The sequence below is a fragment of the Methyloprofundus sedimenti genome (assembly GCF_002072955.1).
In the GTDB taxonomy this organism is placed as follows: Bacteria; Pseudomonadota; Gammaproteobacteria; order Methylococcales; family Methylomonadaceae; genus Methyloprofundus; species Methyloprofundus sedimenti.
The window spans coordinates 1,046,570-1,069,128 of the sequence record NZ_LPUF01000001.1; the positions used below are offsets into that span (position 1 = coordinate 1,046,570).

Annotated in this window: 19 protein-coding genes and 2 pseudogenes; 11 read left to right on the forward strand and 10 right to left on the reverse strand. The window is 41.2% G+C overall.

The window, feature by feature from the left end; translation table 11 throughout:
- Positions 1–9: 9 nt before the first annotated feature.
- The 5 genes and pseudogenes from AU255_RS04660 to AU255_RS04680 form a co-directional block, all read right to left on the reverse strand.
- Positions 10–1,395: pseudogene (locus tag AU255_RS04660) on the reverse strand (aspartate aminotransferase family protein); the annotation flags it as partial.
- Between the two features lie 20 nt (positions 1,396–1,415).
- A complete protein-coding gene (locus tag AU255_RS04665; RefSeq protein WP_080521791.1) occupies positions 1,416–4,019 on the reverse strand; it encodes an MMPL family transporter in 2,604 nt (867 codons plus the stop codon).
- Positions 4,016–4,735: a phosphorylase family protein gene (locus AU255_RS04670; protein WP_080521792.1), complete on the reverse strand. Its 720-nt coding sequence runs from the start codon at positions 4,733–4,735 to the stop codon at positions 4,016–4,018. Before AU255_RS04670 ends, AU255_RS04665 begins: the two co-directional genes overlap by 4 nt.
- On the reverse strand, positions 4,732–6,624 hold the full coding sequence (gene shc / locus AU255_RS04675) for a squalene--hopene cyclase (RefSeq protein WP_233144551.1): 1,893 nt from the start codon (positions 6,622–6,624) through the stop codon (positions 4,732–4,734). Before shc ends, AU255_RS04670 begins: the two co-directional genes overlap by 4 nt.
- A gap of 32 nt (positions 6,625–6,656) precedes the next feature.
- Positions 6,657–7,736 carry a phytoene/squalene synthase family protein gene (locus AU255_RS04680; protein WP_080521794.1) on the reverse strand — a complete coding sequence of 360 codons (1,080 nt, stop codon included), beginning with the start codon at positions 7,734–7,736 and terminating at the stop codon, positions 6,657–6,659.
- A gap of 356 nt (positions 7,737–8,092) precedes the next feature.
- Here AU255_RS04680 and hpnH point away from each other — a divergent pair.
- The 6 genes and pseudogenes from hpnH (at position 8,093) to AU255_RS04705 (ending at position 12,299) form a co-directional block, all read left to right on the forward strand.
- Positions 8,093–9,182: pseudogene (hpnH, locus tag AU255_RS04685) on the forward strand (adenosyl-hopene transferase HpnH).
- 23 nt (positions 9,183–9,205) lie between these two features.
- On the forward strand, positions 9,206–9,817 hold the full coding sequence (locus AU255_RS04690) for a glycosyltransferase (protein ID WP_269844768.1): 612 nt from the start codon (positions 9,206–9,208) through the stop codon (positions 9,815–9,817).
- Positions 9,745–10,134 (forward strand): glycosyltransferase, encoded by a 390-nt coding sequence (locus tag AU255_RS21050; protein ID WP_269844769.1) that lies wholly within the window; start codon positions 9,745–9,747, stop codon positions 10,132–10,134. The genes AU255_RS04690 and AU255_RS21050 overlap by 73 nt, the downstream gene beginning before the upstream one ends.
- 188 nt (positions 10,135–10,322) lie before the next feature.
- Positions 10,323–10,931 carry an ABC transporter substrate-binding protein gene (locus tag AU255_RS04695; protein WP_233144552.1) on the forward strand — a complete coding sequence of 203 codons (609 nt, stop codon included), beginning with the start codon at positions 10,323–10,325 and terminating at the stop codon, positions 10,929–10,931.
- Between the two features lie 15 nt (positions 10,932–10,946).
- Entirely contained in the window at positions 10,947–11,729 is a 783-nt protein-coding gene (locus tag AU255_RS04700) for an MlaA family lipoprotein (RefSeq protein WP_080521796.1), read from the forward strand.
- Positions 11,730–11,738: 9 nt separating this feature from the next.
- The gene (locus tag AU255_RS04705) at positions 11,739–12,299 is read left to right on the forward strand and encodes a DUF1415 domain-containing protein (protein WP_080521797.1); all 561 of its coding nucleotides are present in this window, start codon (positions 11,739–11,741) and stop codon (positions 12,297–12,299) included.
- A gap of 31 nt (positions 12,300–12,330) precedes the next feature.
- Here AU255_RS04705 and hflD read toward each other — a convergent pair whose 3' ends face one another.
- Both hflD and AU255_RS04715 read right to left on the reverse strand, forming a co-directional pair.
- Positions 12,331–12,972, reverse strand: coding sequence for a high frequency lysogenization protein HflD (gene hflD / locus AU255_RS04710; protein WP_080521798.1), 642 nt, complete (start codon positions 12,970–12,972; stop codon positions 12,331–12,333).
- 4 nt (positions 12,973–12,976) lie between these two features.
- On the reverse strand, positions 12,977–13,423 hold the full coding sequence (locus AU255_RS04715) for a rhodanese-like domain-containing protein (protein ID WP_080521799.1): 447 nt from the start codon (positions 13,421–13,423) through the stop codon (positions 12,977–12,979).
- Positions 13,424–13,561: 138 nt separating this feature from the next.
- Here AU255_RS04715 and AU255_RS04720 point away from each other — a divergent pair, with 138 nt between their 5' ends.
- Both AU255_RS04720 and AU255_RS04725 read left to right on the forward strand, forming a co-directional pair.
- A complete protein-coding gene (locus AU255_RS04720; protein WP_158083053.1) occupies positions 13,562–13,774 on the forward strand; it encodes a heavy-metal-associated domain-containing protein in 213 nt (70 codons plus the stop codon).
- 73 nt (positions 13,775–13,847) lie between these two features.
- A complete protein-coding gene (locus AU255_RS04725; protein ID WP_080521801.1) occupies positions 13,848–16,172 on the forward strand; it encodes a heavy metal translocating P-type ATPase in 2,325 nt (774 codons plus the stop codon).
- 188 nt (positions 16,173–16,360) lie between these two features.
- Here AU255_RS04725 and AU255_RS19685 read toward each other — a convergent pair whose 3' ends face one another.
- A complete protein-coding gene (locus tag AU255_RS19685; protein WP_143735856.1) occupies positions 16,361–16,534 on the reverse strand; it encodes a DUF2934 domain-containing protein in 174 nt (57 codons plus the stop codon).
- A gap of 281 nt (positions 16,535–16,815) precedes the next feature.
- Here AU255_RS19685 and lpxD point away from each other — a divergent pair, with 281 nt between their 5' ends.
- On the forward strand, positions 16,816–17,862 hold the full coding sequence (gene lpxD, locus AU255_RS04730) for a UDP-3-O-(3-hydroxymyristoyl)glucosamine N-acyltransferase (protein ID WP_080521802.1): 1,047 nt from the start codon (positions 16,816–16,818) through the stop codon (positions 17,860–17,862).
- Between the two features lie 356 nt (positions 17,863–18,218).
- Entirely contained in the window at positions 18,219–19,787 is a 1,569-nt protein-coding gene (gene lnt / locus AU255_RS04735; protein ID WP_080521803.1) for an apolipoprotein N-acyltransferase, read from the forward strand.
- A gap of 95 nt (positions 19,788–19,882) precedes the next feature.
- Here the strand turns inward: lnt and AU255_RS04740 are convergent, their stop codons facing one another.
- Entirely contained in the window at positions 19,883–20,425 is a 543-nt protein-coding gene (locus AU255_RS04740; protein ID WP_080521804.1) for a DUF2058 domain-containing protein, read from the reverse strand.
- 89 nt (positions 20,426–20,514) lie between these two features.
- Here AU255_RS04740 and lpxB point away from each other — a divergent pair, with 89 nt between their 5' ends.
- Positions 20,515–21,663: a lipid-A-disaccharide synthase gene (gene lpxB / locus AU255_RS04745; protein WP_080521805.1), complete on the forward strand. Its 1,149-nt coding sequence runs from the start codon at positions 20,515–20,517 to the stop codon at positions 21,661–21,663.
- Between the two features lie 156 nt (positions 21,664–21,819).
- Here lpxB and AU255_RS04750 read toward each other — a convergent pair whose 3' ends face one another.
- Entirely contained in the window at positions 21,820–22,488 is a 669-nt protein-coding gene (locus AU255_RS04750) for a Bax inhibitor-1/YccA family protein (protein ID WP_080521806.1), read from the reverse strand.
- Between the last annotated feature and the right edge of the window lie 71 nt (positions 22,489–22,559).

Below are 22,559 nucleotides of genomic sequence, written 5' to 3' on the forward strand. Positions count from 1 at the left end.
TTCCTTATGACCCTTTTTTGATTTGAGTGCATGGCTAGCCAGGTTTTTCCCGAGTGACCAAATTGAGCCAGGGACTTTGTGAGTGTCGGCAATGGCTTGATCGAAAGAGTTGACAACCCAGTCACGATCTTTTTGTGTTAAGTTGAGCGGCGGCAGTAACTTAACAACATTCATACCATGCCCTGCCACTTGTGTAAGTAGGTGGTGATCTTTAAATAAGGGAATGGTGATCATCTGACAAAATAATCCCTTAGTAGCTGCTTCCAATGTTGCCCAGGCTGCTTTAAGCTTTAGGCTTTTAGGTGCCTGAAATTCAACCGCAACCATTAAACCTTTGCCGCGGGCTTCTTTTAAAAATTCGTATTTGCTACTCATGGCGTTGATACTATTAATGATATCTTCACCAACTTTTGCACTGTTTTCAACCAGTTTTTCATCTTCTATGACTTGCAGAGTTGCAAGACCTGCTGCCATCGCCATATTATTTTTGGAAAAGGTCGATCCATGCACAACTGCTCTGTCCATACGGTTGAATACGGTATCCATGATCTTGTTGGTCATGGCAACGCCTCCAACGGGTACAAAGCCGCCTGATAAGGCTTTGGCCATGCAAATCATGTCCGGTTGTACACCCCAGTGTTCAATTGCCCAGAATTTTCCACTACGTCCAATACCGGTCTGTACTTCATCGGCAACAAACAATGTGCCATATTTTTGACAAAGGCGCTGTACTTCCGGTAAGTAATTGTCATCTGGAATATTAACCCCTTTGCCTTGTATGGGTTCGACTATAAATGCAGCAACATCCTTGGTGCTTAATGCTTGTTCCAGTGCAGCAAGATCATTAAATGGCACTGAACTGCAACCAGGCAGGAATGGACCAAAGCCTTCCCGGAAAACCTTTTCACCTATTAAAGATAAAGATCCCATGGTTAAGCCATGATAGCCATGATCACAAAATACAATTTTTTCGCGTTTTGTGGTGTAACGGGCAAACTTAATCGCAGCCTCGACAGATTCTGTACCTGAATTACAAAAAAACATTTTATTCAGATTATCGGGTGTCGTAGCCAGAATTTTCTTGGCCAGTAAGCCGCTTAGAAGTGACACATCCATTTGCACTAGATTAGGTAATTCCAGTGTTAGTGTTTCTTGTAATGCACTAATTACAGTAGGATGATTTCGGCCCACGGCAAACACACCAAAACCACTTAGGCAATCCAGATATTCAATATTATCCTGATCATATAAATATTGCCCCATGGCTTTTGAGTAATTGCGGTCATAGCCTATTGTTTGCAAGACCCGAACCATTTGATTATTCAAATAGTTTTCGTGTAACTCAAATTTTTCCTGGCTATGTTGAGTAAAAAGTTCGGCGATACTGAATGACATGACTATTCTAGATAATGTGTTTAAAGTTGAATGGTTCTATTGCTAAAAGCAGGCAATATAAAAAGCGTACAAAACAGGGTAAAACTAATGCCAACTGCCAGGGTAATACCCATGCTGGAAATGCCAAAATGCGGTATTAAAGCTAAACTGATAAAACTACTCATTGTAGTAATCGAGCTGAACATAACGCCACGTGCAGTACTGGATTGTAATAAATGCTGGTCCTCTTCGAGTCCTTCATATAAGCAGTGCATAATATGGATGCCACTATCAACCCCCATGCCTAGTAGTAATGGCAGGGCGATAATATTAGCAAAATTAAACGGGATGCCAAGGAAAACATTCACAGTGCAAGTTAAAAGGCCGGCGAGTAATAAGGGACCTAATACTAATAGCGTCTTTTTAAAACTTTTCAACATAAACAAAAGCAATAAGCTAATAATAAGCAGCGAACTGGTGAATGCCTGTTGAAATGCCCCGACGACAGCTTCACCAGAGGCCAGATCGCCAATAGGCAGGCCGACTGCTGAAGGCTCAACACTTTGTACCTCTTCAGCAAAGAGTTTTAAGTTTGCAGGAATGTTTAAATTTTGTTCAGGCATGATCATTGTACGATAGATGCCGGTTGGACTTAGCCATTGCAGACGAATGTCGACAGGTATATCATTTATGCCAAATTGATACGCACTCAGACCCTGACTGAGCATATTAATAGTGTAGGGCAATAGACCTAAGATACTGTTATCCAGATTTTGCGCTAATATGACCGGTTCTGGAAATTGTTCCAGAGAGGCCAAAAATTTATTGATGTTTGCACTTAGATCTGACAAGACCTGAGGATCGATGGATGTACTATTTTTTTCCAGTAAGTTGGCAAGTGTTGCATTAAATTTGCTTAAAACCGCAACAGTATCAGAAGGTGCTAGACGCGCGTTAAACTGACTCAGCTGAGGGCCTAGGATTAGAGCCAGGTCTTCAATCGTAAACAGCTTGTCTTCCTGATCGGTTGCAACCAGACTTTGCAGAGTAATGGTGCCATGAACTGATGGTAACTGATCCAGTTTTGCACTCATGCGTTGTGTTTCTTGCAGATTATTGCTTAATGTATACAGTGCATAAGGCGAATCAGTTTTGGACTTTAATAAATCTTTAAAAGTAGACACCGATTGCGCCTTTGGATTACGCATATCGATTGGATTGGAATCGAAACTGACGTACGGAATGGCAAACAGACAGGCAAAGGCTATGACAAAAGTGCTAATACGAATGGTTTTTTTATAGCGAAAGGGGAGTGTCTGGATAAAAGAAGGTTGGGCGGGTGTTTTAAACGCTTCTGCATGTTTAAGTTTGAATATACTTAGTAGTGCAGGTAAGACCAGCATAGACACAGCCAGACCAATAAACATGCTGACGCCCGATATCAGGCCTAATTCTGAAACACCTTTGTAGTCAGTGGGTATAAAAGCAAAAAAGCCTATAGAGGTCGTTAATGCACAAAGAAATAGCGAAAAGCCAACGCTATGCAAGGCATTTTTAATAGCGTCTGTATTGTTCTGTTGATTAACCAGTTGAGCGCGATAATGCAAATTCATATGAATTGCAAAATCTACTCCCAGACCTATATAAAGGGCTGCAAATGAAACGGAAATGACATTTAAATGGCCAATTGTGATGGCAGCAAAGCCAGCGGTCAGAGCCAGCCCCATTAGCAAGCTAATCAGAGTTGCCAACAGAAGTTTTATGGAGCGGAAACATCTGAAAAGAATAATTAAAACTAGCAGCAAAGAGCCTATACCACTGAGTACCGCACCGTTTCCAATATCCTCTAATTCTTCATGCTGCAGAGCAATATCACCAGTGATGCGAATATTTGAGCCGGGCATTTCAAGCATAAGTTGTCGGGATACTGCGCGCGCTTTTTCAATGGCCGCAGCGACAGGCATCATAGACTGGTAATGTATTCTGGGTTTGGCGATGACAATTCGTCGTGTTTTATTAGTTGCGCTATTAGGGTTAAGAATCTCTTGCCAGGACACATGATAATGATTACCTTCAGCTGTCTTATCCAGGGCTGTGCTGATAGACGATAGCAATGCAGGCAAGCTGTTACTGATCACGCTATCTTCATTTTCCAGAGCCTCAGTCAAAATTGTAAATAGCCCTTGCAGGTGGTAATTTTGTGCCAGATAACCAATAAAGGGTTGAGCATCTGTCAGGTTGCCGGCTAATTTATCTAGCTCTGTCGTGGACAGGTAAAGGAAAGCCTGTTGACGGAAGAAAGTATTGTCATCAGGAATGTAGTTAGATTCAAAATAATCAGTATTGTTATTCAGCCGTTTTAATAAATTGCTGGCAGCAATACCTGTTTCTTCAGGCGTTGGCGTGTCGACCACAAAAAGAATGGCATTAGTATCCTGAGGAAAAGCTGTTTCCAGGCGTTTATAGTTTTTCTGAAAAGGTAAGTCTGGCGACAGCATTTCAGAGGAATTATTGTTAACGCCAAGATGGTCTTTTGCATAATAAATACTCAGGCCTGTTAACAGTAGAGCGCTACCAAGAACTAGCCAGGCATAGCGTGTCACCAGGCAACCTTGCCATTCCAGTATTCTAGTAGCTAATGTCATGCCTGAATCCACTGTGTCTGTGTTATCTGAGGGAGTCGACAAGCGAGGTATTTCAGGGTTTTATTAGCTGCATTGAAATGCAAGCCTAATTTAATTAAACGCGGCAGTTCGCCAGGGTGACTGCATAAGTAGCGCATAAGTTTACTGATAGAGACTACGCCACTATCAGTCATCGCGTAGTTAATCGCCTCAGGTAAATCAAATTCAGCTGGATCTACAATGCTCCGTATGACGATAAAAGGGATCTGCGCCTGATGTGCAGTTTGCGCGACAGCACCCGATTCCATATCTACAGCAATAGCTTGAGTTAGCTGGTATTGCCTGTTTTTATCTTGTGCCAGACTGATAACCGTATCGCTTTCCAGAAGGCAGGCTTGATCATAAGTAATGGATTTATCAAGTAATCTAATGACTTGCTGTGACCATAGTCTATGGGTTGCTAATGAGGTGTAATCTTTGGTTAAAATACTAGCAGGTATAACCAGATCACCCGCTTTTAAATGCGGTGCTAGTGCGCCGGCACAACCCCAGCTAATTAACTGAGTTGCACCGCGGGCCAATAAATTTTGTGCCGCACTGTTAGCATTTTTAGAGCCAGAGCCAGATAAGATGATTAGCGTATTTTCAGACATAGCAAAGCATTCCCCCTGTTTAATTCTGGATTTAGTCAAGGTGTGTAATTCTTCAGGTAATGCAACCAGAATGCCAGTAATCACTTTTTACGTTTCTCATTGCGATAACGCGCTAAAGCCCATAATGGAAAGAATTTGTCATAACCATGGTATTTCAGATAAAACACCCGCGGAAAGCCAGGTGCTGTATGGCAGTCATCAGCCCATAAACCGTCTTGCTGTTGCGTGTTTAGCAAATACTCAATGCCAGCCTGCACTTCTTTTGATGCATACTCTCCGGCAGCCATTAAGGCCAAAGTGGCCCAGGCTGTCTGGAAGGCTGTGCTGGTATGGAATTGACCGCGCACGCTTGGATCATGATAACTTTGATTGTCTTCGCCCCAGCCACCATCGTCATGCTGTACACTTTTAAGCCATGCGACCGCTTTAGTATACATGGCGTCATTTTTTGGTGTATTCGTTTGTTCCAGCGCGATGAGCACCGACCAGGTACCATAAATATAATTAGTGCCCCAGCGACCAAACCATGAACCGTCCTCTTCCTGTTCGGAACAAATATAGTTCAGGCAACGGTTATAAGCAGGTAAATACTCATCATGGTCTTGAGCCACTTTAGCCATTAGCATTATGCAGCGTGCGCTGACATCAGATGTAGGCGGGTCTAATAAAGCACCGTGATCGGCAAATGGTATTTCATTGAGATAATAATAGGTATTATCCACATCAAATGCACCATAGCCGCCATTGCCTGCCTGCATGCCAACAATCCAGCGGGTCGCACGGTGAATGGATTCATCCATATCAGGTAATTCAGAAGTCGCCATACCGTAGGCAACGACTGCAGTATCATCGACATCAGGATAATGAGGGTTTTCAAATTGAAATGCCCAGCCTCCGCCTTTCAGGTTTGGACGCTGTATACGCCAGTCTCCCGGTTCATCAGATAATTGTTTGTTTTTTAACCAGTTATAAGCGAGTTCTCTGCTGTCTTTGGTGTTATCCAAATCAGCTTCCTGCAAGGCAAGTAACGCCAGGCCGGTATCCCAGACGGGAGAGAGGCAGGGCTGGCAATAAGCCTGATCTTCCTTGATAACTAATAATTTATCGATAGCCTTGCGTGCGGTAACAACATGTTCATGATCAGCAGGCATGCCAAGTAATAGCATCGCTTGATAAGCATTGACCATAGCAGGAAAAATCCCGCCTAAACCATCCTCGCCATTGAGTCGCTCGGTAAACCAGTTCTTGGCTCTTGTTACTGCGATTTTATGCATTCTATCAGTGACCAGGATGCGTGATTTACGCCCCAGAGCATCCAGAAACAAGAAAAATTTATTCAGCAGGCCTCTTTCAGGAAAATAATGCTGCTCTTTGTCCGGGTGGACAATAAATAATTCCAGAATATCAATATTAAGCGGGTTTTTTGCTTTTGCCTCTAGAGTACACAAAATAAATAGAGGAATCATAACGGTTCTGGACCAATAGGATACTTTATCTATATGAAACGGAAACCACTTAGGCAATAACATGATTTCCACTGGGATAAATGGCACACCGCGCCATGGAAGTTGTTCAAAAATAGCCAGCGCAATACGAGTAAAAACGTTTGCTTTAGCGGCGCCGCCCTGATTAAGAATAAATTCGCGCAAGCTTGCCATATGAGGCTGATCAGGCTGGTCTCCGGCCAATTTTAATGCATAGTATGCTTTTACACTACAGCTAATGTCGCCTTTACCGCCCTCAAATAATGGGTAACTACCATCTTCAGATTGATGAGCGCGCAAATAAACCGCAATTTTAGCCTGTAATTCCTGGTCAATATCATCCAGGTAATGCATCATCATGATGTATTCAGCTGGAATAGTGCAATCTGCTTCCAGCTCGAATAACCAATAACCATCCTTGTGCTGTAAAGACAGAAGTTTGTCTTGAGCATTTTTTATGGCACTGTCCAGTGAATGGATCTTGCTCATATTATTATAATCCTCGGTAAACATAGTGCGACTCAATTATTTGCTTGATATTGCCAGTCTTTGCAGACCAGATTTTTACTTTTTAAATCAAAAAGTAGTGATAGCAAAAAGTTGCTACGACCAATGACTCGTGTTGTTAAAATAGTTTGCTTAACGCTTTTACGAGTGATTTTGACTTCATTAGAGTCTTTAAAGTCCAGATGTTGTTTGATTTTATTAAGGGTAAGTACGGCCATACCTAAAGCCCATAGACAAAAGTTACGCATACCGGTTTCATGACTAGGGAGCATTTGTGTATAGGTAAGGGCATCTTTTAAATGACCCTGTGCGATACTGATTAAGTGTTCCAGACCAAGCTGAAATTCAGGGCTATCCGTTGATGTGCTCAGTTCTTTTAGGTCAAAGCCGGTTTCAGTGAAAATATCCTGTGGCAGCCAGCAAACTCCGCGTTGAGCGTCATCCCAGATATCTTTTAAGATATTAGTCATTTGCAAGCCTTGCCCAAAGGAAACAGAAAGTTCGAGTAACTGTTCGCGGTGCTGGTTAATTTCCGGCGAGTAATGACAAAATAATTTTGCCAGCATTTCACCGACACAGCCTGCGACATAGTAGCAATACTCATTCATGTCTTGCATGGTTGCCAGTCCGCCGTGTAAATCCATGCCTTGATACACAGGCATCCCTTTTGCCATAGTTTCAACACAGCCTAGCAACGCATCTATTTGTTCAGGAGCAAAGCTATGAGTGATTGCTATAACCCTGGGTGTAAGCTGAATCAATACATGTTCTGCGGGAATAGTTTGTACTGATAGCAGGGGTGCTAAATCCCGGGCGAAAATTTCAGCTTCTTTGCCGGTTCTGACGACTTCTATAAAGGTGCTACAGAAATGTTTTTTCTGTTCAACACTGAGAGACACTTCATCTTCAACAGTATCCACTATACGGCACAACAGGTAGGCATTTGCTACAGCAGAATATAGACCTTCAGGTAGCTGAGGAATTGTTAAGGCAAATGTCCGCGATACACCTTCCAATAATATAGCCTGAAATTCATCGACAGAGGTTGCTAAAAGCGATTCTGGGTTTTCAATAGAAATTTGAGTATCAGTCATGCTGTCTGTAAAAAGTGTATTGAAAGAAAAAACTTAATATAGTGATGAATTATAGACTGTCTGTAGCTTAAATACAAAATATGTTGTTTTTTTGCGAAAAGTTACATTTTTGTCTTATAAATGATTGTGAAAATGAGCCTGATTGATAATTTGTTATCAGAGTTTTTGTTGTTTTTATATAAAAAAATGTGTTTCAAACTGGTGTTAGTCTTTTAAAAATAGTATGCTAGATATTTATTAGGATTAATTAATGTAATTCTGCATTGGAATTTTAATGCTTGTTTCCATATTTTTCTTTTTGTTGTAAATTTGCAACTTTTTGGTTTGTTTATATTTTAGATTTGGAGTAGAAGGTTATGGGTGTTCCATTAAGACAGCAAATTGCTGTAGGTACGTATTTAATGAAGCAAAAATTCAAAGGTGTCGATAAATATCCTTTGGTATTAATGTTAGAGCCTTTGTTCCGTTGCAATCTAGCATGTGCAGGATGTGGGAAAATTGCTTACCCTGACGATATATTAAATAAACGTTTATCAGTTGAAGAGTGCCTGCAGGCCGTCGATGAATGTGGCGCGCCTATGGTGTCTATTCCTGGCGGAGAGCCATTAATTCATAAAGAAATGCCGGAAATTGTTGCCGGTATTATTAAGCGTAAGAAATTTATATATCTTTGCACTAATGCATTACTGTTAAAAAGAGGATAAAAGATTATACGCCCTCGCCATACCTGACTTTTTCAGTGCATCTTGATGGTAATCAGGCTAGACATGATGCGTCAGTATGCCAGGATGGTGTATTTGATATCGCAGTAGAAGCAATTAAAATGGCACTGGATAAAGGCTTTAGAGTGACCGTTAATTGTACGCTTTTTCAAGGAGAGACATCGCAGGAAGTTGCAGACTTTCTAGATTATGCAACAGAGTTAGGCGTAGAAGGTATCACAATTGCACCTGGTTTTAGTTATGAAGATGCACCCGATCAAGATTCATTTATTTCTAGTCAGGCTGCAAAAGAATTGTTTCGTGGGATTTTTGCCATTGGAAAAAATAAAAAATGGAAATTAAACCACTCTTCGCTTTATCTGGATTTTTTGGCGGGCAATCAGCAATACGACTGTACTCCTTGGGGTAATCCGACACGTAATGTTTTCGGTTGGCAAAAACCTTGTTACCTGTTGTCAGATGAAGGTTATGTGGACAGTTTTCAGGAAATGATGGATACCACGTCCTGGGATAAATATGGTGCTGGAAAGAATCCTAAATGTGAAGGCTGTATGGCACATTGTGGATACGAAGCGACAGCGGTAGAGGATACTTTGGCCCACCCCTAAAGGCATTAGCTGCATCAATTCGTGGACCGAGGACAGAAGGTTCAATTGTAAAGGCCCCTAGCTATAAACCGGGTACAACGAGATTAACAGACATTGCAGTGAAAGTAGAAGGTTAAGACCTTAAGGCCTGGTTACATTGATGACTGAAGCATTAAGCGGTTTGTCTGCTGTTATCTGGTTACTAACTGCATTACTTCCCTGGCAACCTTGGCGTACCAGAGAGTTATTAGAAGCTGATAGACCAGAAGAGCTTGATTTAAGCGCAATAACGGTGGTTATTCCGGCGCGTAATGAAGCGGCAGTGATTGCCGGTACTTTGCAAGCCTTAAAGCAGCAAGGGAAGGACTTGCATATCATTCTGGTTGATGATGAATCGGTAGATGGTACAGCAGAGGTCGCTCGGCAGGTGGGTCTGGATAATTTGCAGATTATCCGTTCTGAATCTTTGCCTCCTGGCTGGACTGGTAAATTATGGGCGCAGGAGCAAGGTTTGCGAGCTGTGCAGACACCATTAGTATTGTTACTGGATGCAGATATTTTTCTCATGCCGGGTATTTTGTCTGCTTTAAAAGCCATGCGTGATGCAGAGGGCTTACAGTTTGTTTCCTTGATGGCCATGTTAAAAGTTGATAGCTTCTGGGAAAAAATGTTGATGCCGGCATTTATTTACTTTTTAAAATGCTCTATCCTTTTGCTTTGGCAAATAATACCGCTAGCAAAGTGGCTGCTGCTGCAGGAGGGTGTGTTTTAGTGGATACTCAGGCCCTACGTGCAATAGGCGGAATGGCTGAGATTAAAGATGCAGTAATAGATGATTGTACGCTGGCAAAGAAAATCAAACAGGCAGGATATAAAACCTGGATGGGACTCACGCATGGCGTTATCAGTCAGCGGCCTTATGTGTCGTTGACTGAGATATGGGATATGGTCGCACGCACTGCTTATACGCAGTTATTTTATTCTAATAGTTTATTGTTAGTCTGCACGCTGCTTATGACGCTTATGTATGTGCTGCCTTTGTATGGTTTAATGTTTTTTACCGGAAACGCATGGTTTTTTCAGTGCTAGCCTGGTTAATTATGCTTGGGCTGTATCTACCCACTTTGCGCTTTTATACACTTAATAGTGCTTGGGCTTTATGTATGCCAGTAATAGCTGGTTTATATTTGTTAATGACCTGGACTTCAGCTGTGCGCTACTGGCGAGGCGAGCGTTCACGTTGGAAAGGTCGAATTTATCAGAAAGGTTAAAACAGAATGATGCCAATTAGAAAAGTGATAATGATGTTCTTTTTGTTTTTTTTTACTTCGGTAGTGTTTGCTGAAGTTGATGAAACAGAAGCTGCAACTCAGGTGGTTAAAGACTTTCAGGCGGTTTTACTAGATGTAATGCAGCAGGGCGACAAGCTCAATTTTGAACAACGTTTTGAGATATTAAAGCCTGCAGTATTAAAAAGTCATGATTTGGCTAAAATTACGCGTATTGTGGTTAGCAAAGAGTGGCAAACGTTAACAACCGAGCAGAAAAAAGAGCTAATAAGACTGTTTAGCACCTTAAGTATTGCATCTTACGCACATTATTTTAATAGTTTTTCAGGTCAAAGTTTTAAAGTCGAATCGGCAAAGGCATTGTCCCCCGGGCAAACTTATGTCCATACATTTTTAATGCTTCCTGATGATAAGGATGTCAGTATGGATTACCTTTTGAAAAAGACCGGCGATGAATGGCGTATTATAAATATCATCACTAATGGCGTAAGTGATCTGGCTTTAAAGCGTTCTGAATATGTTGCTGTGATACAAAAATCAGGTTTTGATGCTTTATTAGCGGAACTTTCTGTTAAAATTGAAAAATTCTCTAATTAAAATTTATTTCCGCTTTTGATTATTCGACTATTATCTCGTCTCCTTGCTTCTGCTGGTATTTGTCTATTAGTAGCCTGTGCCAGCACTAGCGAACCTAAAACGGTAGAAGTCATAAATCCTGACGACCCGCATGAAAAAATTAACCGTGAAATCTATGCTTTTAATAAAGGTGTGGATATTTATGTTGCTTCACCGTTAGTCACTGTTTATCAATTTATTCTTCCTGAATTTTTAAGCACAACCGTTGCAAATTTTTTCACTAATTTAAAAGAGCCCAGAACAGTTGTCAATGATGCCTTGCAAGGAAAACAGGCTTCAGCTGGCGCGGATTTTGAACGCTTCGTTATAAATTCATTGCTGGGCTTTGGTGGCTTGATTGATGTCGCTAGCTACGCAGAAATTGAGTACCATGAAGAAGATTTTTCGCAAACTATGGCCATCTGGGGTGTGCCGCGCGGCGACTATCTAGTTATTCCTGTATTAGGTCCTTCGTCTTATCGAGGCGTTCCAGGGAAAATTGTCGATGCCGCTTCCAGTCCTGTTAGTTATCTGATTTGGCCGATACAGGTATTAGATTTGTTAAACTCACGTTCTAATGCAGATCAATCTTTAAATTTTATTGATCAGGCGGCAGTCGATCCTTATTTATTTATGCGTGCTTCTTATTTGCAGTGGCGAGACTTTCAGATTTCTGAAGGTGCGAATGCAGCAGACGATATATTGTTACCTGAATTAGATGAGTCATTTGATGAAGAAGATATGAATCTATTGCAAGAAGATTTAGATATTCAATTGTAGGTAGGGAAGATGAAAAGCCAGACTAAAGAGGTCATAGCACAAACCAGATACTGGTTGGAGCATGTTGTGATAGGACTTGATTTTTGCCCCTTTGCCAAACCCGTTTTTGAGCAAGGTAAAATTCATTTTCAGGTAACGGATGCGCAGTCGCTGGAATGCTGCCTAGAAGACCTGATTGCTGAGGCTGAAAGACTGGATACACAGAGTGAAATAGAAACCAGCTTACTTATTTTTGAAAGCTCATTACAGGATTTTGACAATTTCCTGGATGTTCTGGATATTGCTAATGACTTATTGTTTGAGCAGGGCTATGAAGGAATCTATCAATTAGCTAGCTTTCATCCTGATTATTGTTTTGCAGACTGTGATGCAGATGATCCTGCAAACTATACTAATCGGGCGCCTTATCCTATATTCCATTTGCTCAGGGAAAAGAGTATAGAATCTGCTTTAGCGCATTATAAAAATCCAGAAAATATTCCTCAGGCTAATGTAAAGCTTGCCAGGGAGCTAGGTCTCAAGAAAATGCAAAGCCTGCTGGAGCAATCTATGCAGGCAAAAAAAGAATGAATACCTTGTGAAGGGAAAAATAGCCTGCTCTTTACACATTTTTTTCTGATTTCAGCTCGGCCAATAAAAATTCAATTTCTGTACGCATTTTTTGTCTAAAAAATATAAAGCGCCAGCGACTACCGCCGCATTGTTTCCATAGCATAGCGGAACGAATACCACTTAATAGCAGCGCCCTGATTTTATTAACAACTTCCGGTGATGAAAGATAAGTTTGATCTCCATTTACGATAATACGCGGGTCAATCGTACTAATGGTGCCGTGATAAATATCTGCCAGATGAGCAATGACATTTTCATGCATGACACCGAAATGTTCACTTTGTGCCTGGGCTATTGTGATCTTGTCGCGTACCGTTTTTAGCATTTCCTTGTTTGCAGAAAAATTAGTTTCTAAAAAAATCAGAGAGGCGGCATATCTTGCGATTTCAGGATTGGGTATGCTGTGAGTTTTGAGTTGCAATTGTAATTGCTCAAGTCCCAGCTTTATGCCTGGAAGGCCTCCATAAATGTCTACAGGGTTATCGGCTTCCAGGGCTAATAAACTACCTAAACTGGCTTGCATGGCTTGTTTATCGGCTTTTCCTGTTGTTGCTAATTGTTGAACCAGATAAGTTGCCTGGGCTATTCCGGCAAGCGCAATTGTTTGATAGGTTATTGTTTTGAAAGACATAGGATTAACAAATTTGAGTAGGAGTACACGTTTTTTCAGTAGGGCGTTTTTCTTTTATCCATGCAGAAATACCATTTTGTAAATGCGATACATGAGACATATTAAGTTCTTCGGTTAAAAGCTTGCCTACCTTACCACTACGGCCACCTGAGTGACAGACTAATATAATTTCCTGATCCGGCGATGAACGTAATTTTCGCACTTCTGCAAGCCACTGTTCGATATTGTAATTGCCGTTCTGATCAAAAAAATTAACCGGGTGACTACCCGGTATTATCCCTGTAGTTTGCCATTCCTGTGCTGTGCGAATGTCGATAACCAAGGCATCTTTGTCTAGGTTGTTATTTAACTCGCTAGGTGATAAGTTAGTAAGTTCTGCGGCACCAAGAATATTACTACTGAATAAAAAACAAAAAATGAGTAAGTATTGTATGAAATTTTTAATATGCATGAGTAGATATTTCTTAATTAAGAGAGGATAAATTTTTTAACCAGAAGTGAATTTCTTGGTAATTTATATCATGATTAATGTTTATTAGTCGAGTATGATATGCAGCTAAATTTTATAATCGGACTTGGGATGACAGCAATGACAACAACAGTAAAGCTAAACGTAACCGGAATGAAGTGTGGTGGTTGTGAAAATACAATCAAACAGACATTAACTGGCAAAGCCGGAATTTTATCTGTAGATACCAGTCACGGCGATGACTGGGTGGAAGTTGAGTTTGATGAAACTACGATTGAAGAAGATGATGTAATTGAGCTTATTGAAGGCGCGGGTTTTACAGTAGTAGATTAAAATCAGTCTGGAAATGAAAAGAGTAGATTTTAGCTTGCCTTCTCACCGGTCAGTAACAAAATGAGAGAATTTTATGAGCGAAGAAAATAATCCCGATAACACGGATAATAGCGAGCCTGAAATTCGCTTATCTGTATTAGGCATGAGTTGTGCTGGCTGTGTAAGTGCAGTAGAAACAGCATTATACTCGGTGTCAGGAGTAACCTCGGTTGCGGTAAATTTTGCTGATCATTCGGCCATTGTGAAAGGTGACGTTGATCCTGATTTACTGAAAAAGTCACTGAAAGATTCAGGCTATGACGGTGCCGTCATGGAAGGTTTTGAAGACCCTGCTGAACAAGAAGAGCAAGAAATGGCTCGATATCGCCAATTAATACGCAAAGCTACGGTTGCTGCAGTATTTGGCGTGCCGCTAATGGTGGTAGGCCACTTTGGCGGTGTTCCCGATATAGGATCGGCAACCGGGAACTGGTTCTGGCCTGAAGTCGCTCTGATTACTCTGGCTATCCTGATTTATTCTGGCGGGCATTATTTTGTTGGCGCAGTAAAGTCTTTACGCGCTGGCCAGGCAAATATGGACACGTTAATCGCCTTGGGCACGGGTTCTGCATGGCTATATTCCAGCGTTGTTATTGATTATTCTGAATATTTGCCTTCCCTGTCTGCGCATGCCTACTTTGAAGCGGCTATTATTATTCTGGCGTTTATTAATTTTGGGGCTGCACTTGAAACCAAAGCGCGCGGCAAAACTTCCAGCGCGATTCGTGCCTTGATTGGTTTACAACCTCGTACGGCAAGAGTAGTCAGAGATGGACAAGAACTTGATATTCCCATTGAAGAAGTTGGCCTAGGTGAAACCTTAAGAGTCCGTCCAGGTGAAAAAATTGCTGTGGATGGTGAGTTGATAGAAGGGCATTCAACGGTTGATGAGTCTATGTTAACCGGTGAATCCTTACCTGTAGAAAAAGTTGTCGGTGCCAGCGTGGCAGCAGGGACCATGAATCAGCAAGGGAGCTTTTTGTATCAGGCTACACGTATTGGTCGTGATACTGCTTTGGCGCAAATTATTAAAAGTGTACGCCAGGCGCAAGCCAGTAAGCCAGAATTAGCTAAATTAGCAGATAAAATTGCCAGTATTTTTGTGCCCGTCGTGGTGTGTATCTCAATTCTGACTTTTATTATCTGGAATATCTGGGGGCCTGAACCTGCATTAGGCTATGCGTTTGTAACGGCGATGACAGTATTAGTGATTGCCTGCCCATGTGCTTTAGGTTTGGCAACCCCTATTTCTGTTATGGTTTCTGTTGGGCGTTCGGCACAGTCCGGTATCTTGATTCGTAATGGCGATGGTTTACAGGTGGCCGGCAAAATCAGTACTTTAGTGCTGGATAAGACAGGCACTGTAACTGAAGGCAAACCTACAGTATCAAGCATCGTAGCAATTGGAGATTATAGTCAGGATGATATTCTGCAGTTAGCTGCAAGTATTGAGAAAAATTCTGAACATCCTTTAGCATCTGCCATTATCAATGCTGCTGAAGAGAAAGCCTTAAAATTATCAAGAGCGAAAAAATTTACTGCTGTTGCTGGACATGGTGTGTCAGCAGTGATTAAAGATCAGGCGGTGTTATTTGGCAATGAAGCGCTGATGCGAGAACAAGGCGTTAGCTTTGAGGCATTTGAAGATAAAATGCTGGCGCTATCAAAGCTCGGGCAAACCCCGATGTTTTTAGCGGTTGATAATATTATCGCCGGAATTATCGCTGTGGCTGACCCGATTAAAGCCGACTCGGCTGAGGCGATTAAGCAACTACAAGCGCAAGGTGTACGCGTGATAATGGTTACAGGTGATAATGCCGTTACAGCGGCTGCAATCGCAAAACAAGCAGGTATTAGCGAAGTGCGGGCACAGGTATTACCTGAGGATAAGGCGTTAATTGTCAAGGAGTTACAGCAAGCAGGGCAGGTTATTGGTATGGTCGGCGACGGTATCAATGATGCACCTGCTTTAGCGCAGGCGGATGTTGGAATAGCGATTGGTACTGGTACAGATGTGGCGATAGAAAGTGCGGATATAGTAATCTTGCAAGGTTCTTTGTTAAAAGTGCCCGAGGCTATGTTGTTGTCCAAAGCAACGGTCGCTAATATACAACAAAATCTGTTTGGCGCGTTTATTTATAACTCACTGAGTATTCCTATTGCAGCTGGCTTATTGTATCCGGTGTTTGGTATTCTATTAAGTCCAATGATTGCCAGTGCGGCAATGGCGATGTCGTCTGTAACAGTCGTTGCCAATGCCAATCGTTTGCGCTGGATGGATTTGAATAACGAGGGCAAGAAAGACTATAAACAACAGGTTTTAGAATTATTCGAGGCTTTTAAAAAGAGCTTAGCGTAAGCAGCACGCAGGGCTGTTTCTGTTCATGGCACAGAAACAGCCTTTTGTTTTAACAAATATCTTCCCGGTTATCCTGCGTGTCTAAGTTCTAAGACACGTCAGCGCATCACATTAATCCTTTTTTTATCTAAGCAGTATTCTTGTGATGGCAGTTTTGACAGGCCCTATAGAATTTATAAGTGGGGCCTTTAGCTTATCCTGACTAATCCTGATTTTACGCGTTTTTGCATCTGCTCTAAATATTGCCGTTCTGCTTCTAACCAGTCCAGTATGTCCAGATCCGGTTTAAATTGGCGCTTTAATGAGTTGAAATAAGCCGCATCAGAAATCCATTTTTGTTTTTGTACTTCATTTTTACTCATGAGATATGTTTTTTCAAGTTCTAAACGTGCAGAAAGAATAGTTACAGAAATAATTGTAAATTATGCGCCATTATAAAATCATGGCGGGATTTTTCTTAATGGCTTTGGTAAATTAGCTTCATTTATTTATCAGTAAAGCCTGGATAACATAATCTAGAATTTCCCTGTAAAATGCTTAGCTATTGTCGACCAGGATTTATTATGCGACATAAATACATCATAATCTATGTTTATTGCTTGTGTCAGGCTTTGAGCTGACTTTACTTATAAAGGAAAATAAAATGCAAATGCGTTTAGCAGATATTCAACAACATGTGGGTGGCGAGTTATTTGGCGATGCAAATACTGTGGTTACAGCCGTCAACTCACTAGAATTAGCTATGCCGGGCGAGATAGCATTTGCTGAAAATGACAAATATCTAACAGCCTCTTTGCAAAGCATGGCCTCTATCATAATTGTACCGAAAAGCTTTCCCGAGTTGGAAGGTAAAAATATATTAAAAGTTGATAAGCCGAAAGAGATTTTTATTGGCATTATGATGATGTTTGATGACTCTGCAGTGGGGTTTTCCGGTATTCATCCCACTGCGGTTATCGCTGAAAAACAAGTGACTACCGCAGACTCTGTTGCTATTGCGGCACATGTTTGTATACAGGAAAATGTCACTATTGGTGCAAATACCAGTATCGATTCTAATACCCATATTGCGCATGATGTCGTAATTGGTGAACATTGCAAAATAGGTCCAAATGTCTCCATTTTATCAAAAGTAACGTTGGGACATAACGTTACTATCCATCCTGGTACGGTAATAGGCGGGGATGGTTTTGGCTACTTCTGGGATGGACAGCAGCAGAAAAAAGTGCCGCAACTTGGCGGTGTGATTATTGAAGATAATGTTGAAATAGGCTGTAATGTCTGTATCGATAGAGCAACCTTTGGTATGACGCGGATCGGCAAAGGCACAAAAATTGATAATCTGGTACAAATTGCGCATAACAATGATATAGGCGAACATTGTATTATTGTTTCCCATGTAGGTTTATCTGGCAGTGTTACATTAGGTAAACGCGTTACTTTAGCAGGGCAGGTGGGTATTGCCGATCATATCACTATGGGTGATGGTTCTACAGCTGCCGCAAGAACAGGAATTTCTAAAGATGTACAGCCCAATCAGGTTGTCTGGGGCGCACCTAATCGGCCGATAAAACAAGTGATGCGTGAAATGGCAAGCATTTCCAGGTTGCCTGCTTTATTGGGTGAGGTGAAAAACATCCTTAAAAGGTTGACTGATGTAGAGCAAAAATTATCTCAACTGGATAAGTAATAGGTGATTGAGATCAGGCTTTTGCCCCCTGCTCTGCGGAACTGCCATTAAGTTAAGCAATTATTATATTTATAATCAATGAATTACAGTGTAGTTGGTTAGATTTTTGCTACAAAGCAATAAAAATGTAGCCCAACATAGGCTCCAAACGAGGCATTGTTGGGTTACATTATCTACGCTTCGCTAGATAAGCTATCTCAACCTACAGAGTAACATATTGTTTAATATGAATTTTTCCTTAACTTAATAGCAGTGACGTAGTGCGGAGAATTCATGCGGGACGCTCTGTACGTTCCATGCCACTAAGTAACCAACTGCATTCCCACACAAAGCGTAGCAACCAGCCAAATTAAATAATGAAAACTCTCTTCAAAAGTCAGTGGTTATTGCCAGTTTTATCTGGCATCTTTATTGGTACCAGTTATATTCCCTTTCCTCCCTGGGCTTCGATTTTTGGTTTTATCCCCTTATGGATATTCTGGGAACAGCAAACGCGCCTGAGAAACGTCATTCTAAGCAGTATCCTCTGCACTTTTGTTTATACCCTGATCGGTTTTAACTGGGTTACTTATTTATTGCATGAATATGCCCACGTTCCCTGGTTTGTTGCGGTGCTAGGTATGCTTTTATTTGCCTTATTTGCACATCTTTTTGTGCCGGTTGCAGGAATGCTATGGTTTATTGGCCGAAAACACAGGCTTTATTCCGGCTGGCAGTCTATCCTGGCGATGGGGCTGTTAACTGCATTATCATTGTGGGCAATTCCGATGTTGTTTAAATGGAATTTTGGCTATGCCTGGTACGGTGCGAATATTCCGCTATATCACCTGGCTGAATATATCGGTTTTAGCGGCTTAAGCATGTTAACGGTGCTTGCCAATGTTCCTTTGTATATGGCATGGCAGAACAAAAAGGAAAAAGCAGGGCGTGTTGTGTTTATTCGTGTGCTTATTATATTTCTTACCTTGAATGTTTTTGGTTTAAGCACAAAAGCATGGCAACTCAAACCTGATGCTTCATTTAATACTTTGCTGGTGCAGGCTAATATAGGCAATGCCGAGAAAATGGCGGCTGAGTTTGGGCGCGGTTTTTATGATGAAATACTGAACAAATATCAAGCTGCTACGGATAAAGGCTTAGACCAACATGCTGACAGCAGGGTAGATTTTATTCTTTGGTCTGAAACCGCCTTTCCATCTTTATTAAATCGTGAATATCAGGATAACTATTTTTCTCAGCAATTAATAAAATATATTAATACGCGACAGGTTGCGCTCATTACAGGCGCTTATGCGAAAGATCCTGATAGCGGCCTGATCACAAACTCATTATTTATTTTAGATAACAAAGGACAGGTACAATCATCGTATTACAGTAAAACTATTTTATTGGCTTTTGGCGAGTATATCCCCGGTGAGGAGCAGTTTCCCATCTTTCGTGAATGGTTGCCTATGGTCGGCCATTTTGGCCGTGGTCAGGGACCTACAGAATTGCTTGCATTAAAGGATTATAAAATAGGCCCACAAATATGTTATGAAAGTCTTTACCCTGATTTTTCCAGATCATTAGCGGATTTGGGTGCGCAGTTTATTGTCAATGTTACCAATGATTCGTGGTATGGCACCTGGCAAGAGCCATATCAGCATATGTATATGACTTTGGCGAGAGCGATAGAAACCCGCAGACCCTTGGTGCGAGTAACCAATACCGGTATTTCAACGGTAGTGCTGGCATCGGGCGAAGTTCTACAGCAATCACCCATGCATCAAGAGTGGGCCGGATTATATACCGTGCCTTATTTAAAAGAACCTAAGGCTACTTTTTATCAGCGATATTATGCTTTAATGCCTGAGGCTTTATTGGGGATTTTATGTTTATTGATTATAAATGGCTTCAGATTAAGAGCAAAGCCAGGTGAATTATAGGATGTACCGCGACTCAAAGCGCATCATTCGCGTGCAGATGCGCTTTATATGTCAGCAATAATTTAACCAGCGAATTTAATCCAGGCCAATAGTCTTTACCACATTAAATCATCAGGGATCTGATAATCAGCATACGGATCATCAGTCGCTACGTCATCTTTTATCTTGTCATTCAGAACCAGAATATAACGGGCATCACGTTGTTTTATTTTCTCAGCCACTTGTGCGGGAACCAGTTCGTAGCGAGCATCATATTTAACAATGGCTAATTTACCATTGCTGATATTTTTTAGTGTGGCATCATCGACATAAATTTTCTTGACCGTGTTATTGTCCGAGAAATTATACGCAATACCTTCACTATCTTGTGGCTGACTATTGAGTTTAATTAATTGCTTTATCTGCGCTACAATCGCTTTTTTATCTGCTTCTAGTTTACGTTGCTGATTTAACTCACGGTCTTTGGCCTGTTTTTCAGCCAGTGATTTTTGCGCAAGTAAGGTGGCTTCCTCGGTTTGTTCAGTTTTGCTATTGCGTTGTTGCTTTGATTGTTTATACTTTTCCTTTTTTGCTTGATTTGCTTTATCTTTCTTAATAAGACCTGAGTTCAAAAGCTGGTCTTGTAATGAGATTGCCATACTTATTGCCTTTATTATGCTGGGTTGGTTGTTGCTAAATTATAATGTAATCAGATTTTTATTTAAATAGTGCTGGAGTTATTCCTTATATGAGTCATATGTCCAAGAAAGTTATGCTGGTGTCTGGTGAATCATCAGGCGATCAGCATGGCGCAAATTTATTTCTTGAATTAAAAAAACGCTGCCCTGAAATACAGGGAATGGGTATGGGCGGTAAAAAAATGGCCGAAGCTGGAATAGAATTACATTATGATTCATCAAATATTGGTGTTATTGGTGTGATCGAGGTCATTCTACGTTATGGAGAGATCAAGCGTGCCTTAAATACCATGCAGACTTTGTTATTAGAACAACGGCCTGATTTGCTGATCTGTATTGACTACAAGGAATTTAATTTTAAATTGGCAGGTTTTGCCAAGAAGCATGGCATCAAAGTGTTGTTTTATGTGAGTCCGCAAATCTGGGCCTGGCGGCCTGGGCGCGTGGTTAAATATGGCAAGGTCATCGATATGATGGCGGTTATATTTCCCTTTGAAGTACCCTTTTATGAAAAAGAAAATGTGCCCGTACGCTATGTCGGTCATCCTTCGGTGGATACAGCCCATGCAAAGCATAGCAGAGAGGAAGATTTTAAAGCGTTTAAGCTTGCGATTGATCAACCGGTGGTGGGAATATTACCGGGTAGTCGTACCGATGAAATCAACCGTATGTTACCAATTATGCTGCAGGCGGCTGAACTGATACAAAAAGCTATTCCAGGCGTGCAGTTTGTTTTACCGCAAGCTGATTCAGTGACAGACGAGCTATTACAGTCTTCTTTTCAACACTCGCAAATTCAGGTTAAAGCCATCAAAAGTCAGTTTCATGATACCGTGCAATGTTGCGATGCAGTGATGACAGTTTCAGGAACGGCAACCCTTGAAATTGCATTACTAAAAGTGCCAATGTTAGTGGCTTATAAACTATCTACTATTACCTATTTACTGGCGAGGATACTGGTCGATACAGAATTTATCGGCTTGCCTAATATTATTGCTGGAAAATCCGTGGTAAAAGAGTTTATCCAACATGAGGCGACCCCGGAAAACCTGGCGCAGGAAATAATACATATCTTAGAGGATCAGCAGTACGCGCAGATAATACGTGACGGTTTGCAAATGGTAAAATTAAAAGTTGGTGAGGGCGGTGGCTCAGAAAATATGGCTGAGTTAGCACTGGAAATGCTGCAGGATACATAGTTATAAAGTGGATCTTGTTTTTACGCTCAGCGCCGAGTCATGCATTTCACTGCAAAGCAAGCGCTGGAACGAGAGTCAATAGCGGGATTACATTATCGACAGACATAAAAAAGCCCAGATAAACTGGGCTTTTTAGATAAACTAAAAAACTAATACTTAGTCATCACCGCCAAATACGCCTAATAATTGCAACAAGCTCAAAAATAAGTTGTAAATAGAAACGTATAAAGAAATGGTAGCAAGAATATAGTTTGTTTCGCCGCCGTGAATGATTTCACTGGTCTGGTACAAAATCATACCTGACATCAATAAAATAAACATACCAGATACAGCTAAAGACATGGCAGGAATAGAAAAAATCATGGCGCCGATACCAGCCAGGAATGCAACCAGGATACCCACCATTAAGAATCCGCCTAAAAAGCTGAAGTCTTTACGTGTTGTTAAAGCGTATCCAGATAGCGCAATAAAAATAACGCCAGTACCGCCTAATGCAGTCATCACCAGCTCATGGCCATTAGAGAAAGCACTAAGATACATATTGATGATTGGGCCTAATGTTAGTCCCATAAAGCCGGTCAAGGCAAAAATAAATACTAGGCCTAAAGCGCTATTACTGAATTTAGTGGTTGCAAATAGCAATCCAAAATAGCCCACCATAGTCACAATCATGCCTAAAGGCGGCATATTTAGCATCATGGCCAGGCCTGCAGTAAAGGCACTGAAAAGTAAAGTCAATGAAAGCAACATATAAGTGTTTCTTAAAACTTTATTGGTCGCCAGTGTACTTGCACTGGCAGGTGTAGCAGCAACATTTAATCTCATAATGATATAGCCTAAATTGATAAAAGAATAACAGTAACAATCTTACAAGAGTTTGGTAATATTAAACAACT

Bases quoted from the DNA above. Each gene is read 5' to 3' on its own strand.
- lpxB (WP_080521805.1), top strand. From the start codon at position 20,515: ATGAGTCATATGTCCAAGAAAGTTATGCTGGTGTCTGGTGAATCATCA.
- AU255_RS04665 (WP_080521791.1), bottom strand. From the start codon at position 4,019: ATGACATTAGCTACTAGAATACTGGAATGGCAAGGTTGCCTGGTGACA.
- AU255_RS04705 (WP_080521797.1), top strand. From the start codon at position 11,739: ATGAAAAGCCAGACTAAAGAGGTCATAGCACAAACCAGATACTGGTTG.
- AU255_RS04715 (WP_080521799.1), bottom strand. From the start codon at position 13,423: ATGCATATTAAAAATTTCATACAATACTTACTCATTTTTTGTTTTTTA.
- shc (WP_233144551.1), bottom strand. From the start codon at position 6,624: ATGAGCAAGATCCATTCACTGGACAGTGCCATAAAAAATGCTCAAGAC.
- hflD (WP_080521798.1), bottom strand. From the start codon at position 12,972: ATGTCTTTCAAAACAATAACCTATCAAACAATTGCGCTTGCCGGAATA.
- AU255_RS19685 (WP_143735856.1), bottom strand. From the start codon at position 16,534: ATGAGTAAAAATGAAGTACAAAAACAAAAATGGATTTCTGATGCGGCT.
- AU255_RS04740 (WP_080521804.1), bottom strand. From the start codon at position 20,425: ATGGCAATCTCATTACAAGACCAGCTTTTGAACTCAGGTCTTATTAAG.
- AU255_RS04690 (WP_269844768.1), top strand. From the start codon at position 9,206: ATGACTGAAGCATTAAGCGGTTTGTCTGCTGTTATCTGGTTACTAACT.
- AU255_RS04725 (WP_080521801.1), top strand. From the start codon at position 13,848: ATGAGCGAAGAAAATAATCCCGATAACACGGATAATAGCGAGCCTGAA.
- lpxD (WP_080521802.1), top strand. From the start codon at position 16,816: ATGCAAATGCGTTTAGCAGATATTCAACAACATGTGGGTGGCGAGTTA.
- AU255_RS04750 (WP_080521806.1), bottom strand. From the start codon at position 22,488: ATGAGATTAAATGTTGCTGCTACACCTGCCAGTGCAAGTACACTGGCG.
- AU255_RS04680 (WP_080521794.1), bottom strand. From the start codon at position 7,736: ATGACTGATACTCAAATTTCTATTGAAAACCCAGAATCGCTTTTAGCA.
- lnt (WP_080521803.1), top strand. From the start codon at position 18,219: ATGAAAACTCTCTTCAAAAGTCAGTGGTTATTGCCAGTTTTATCTGGC.
- AU255_RS04720 (WP_158083053.1), top strand. From the start codon at position 13,562: ATGACAACAACAGTAAAGCTAAACGTAACCGGAATGAAGTGTGGTGGT.
- AU255_RS04695 (WP_233144552.1), top strand. From the start codon at position 10,323: ATGATGCCAATTAGAAAAGTGATAATGATGTTCTTTTTGTTTTTTTTT.
- AU255_RS21050 (WP_269844769.1), top strand. From the start codon at position 9,745: ATGCTCTATCCTTTTGCTTTGGCAAATAATACCGCTAGCAAAGTGGCT.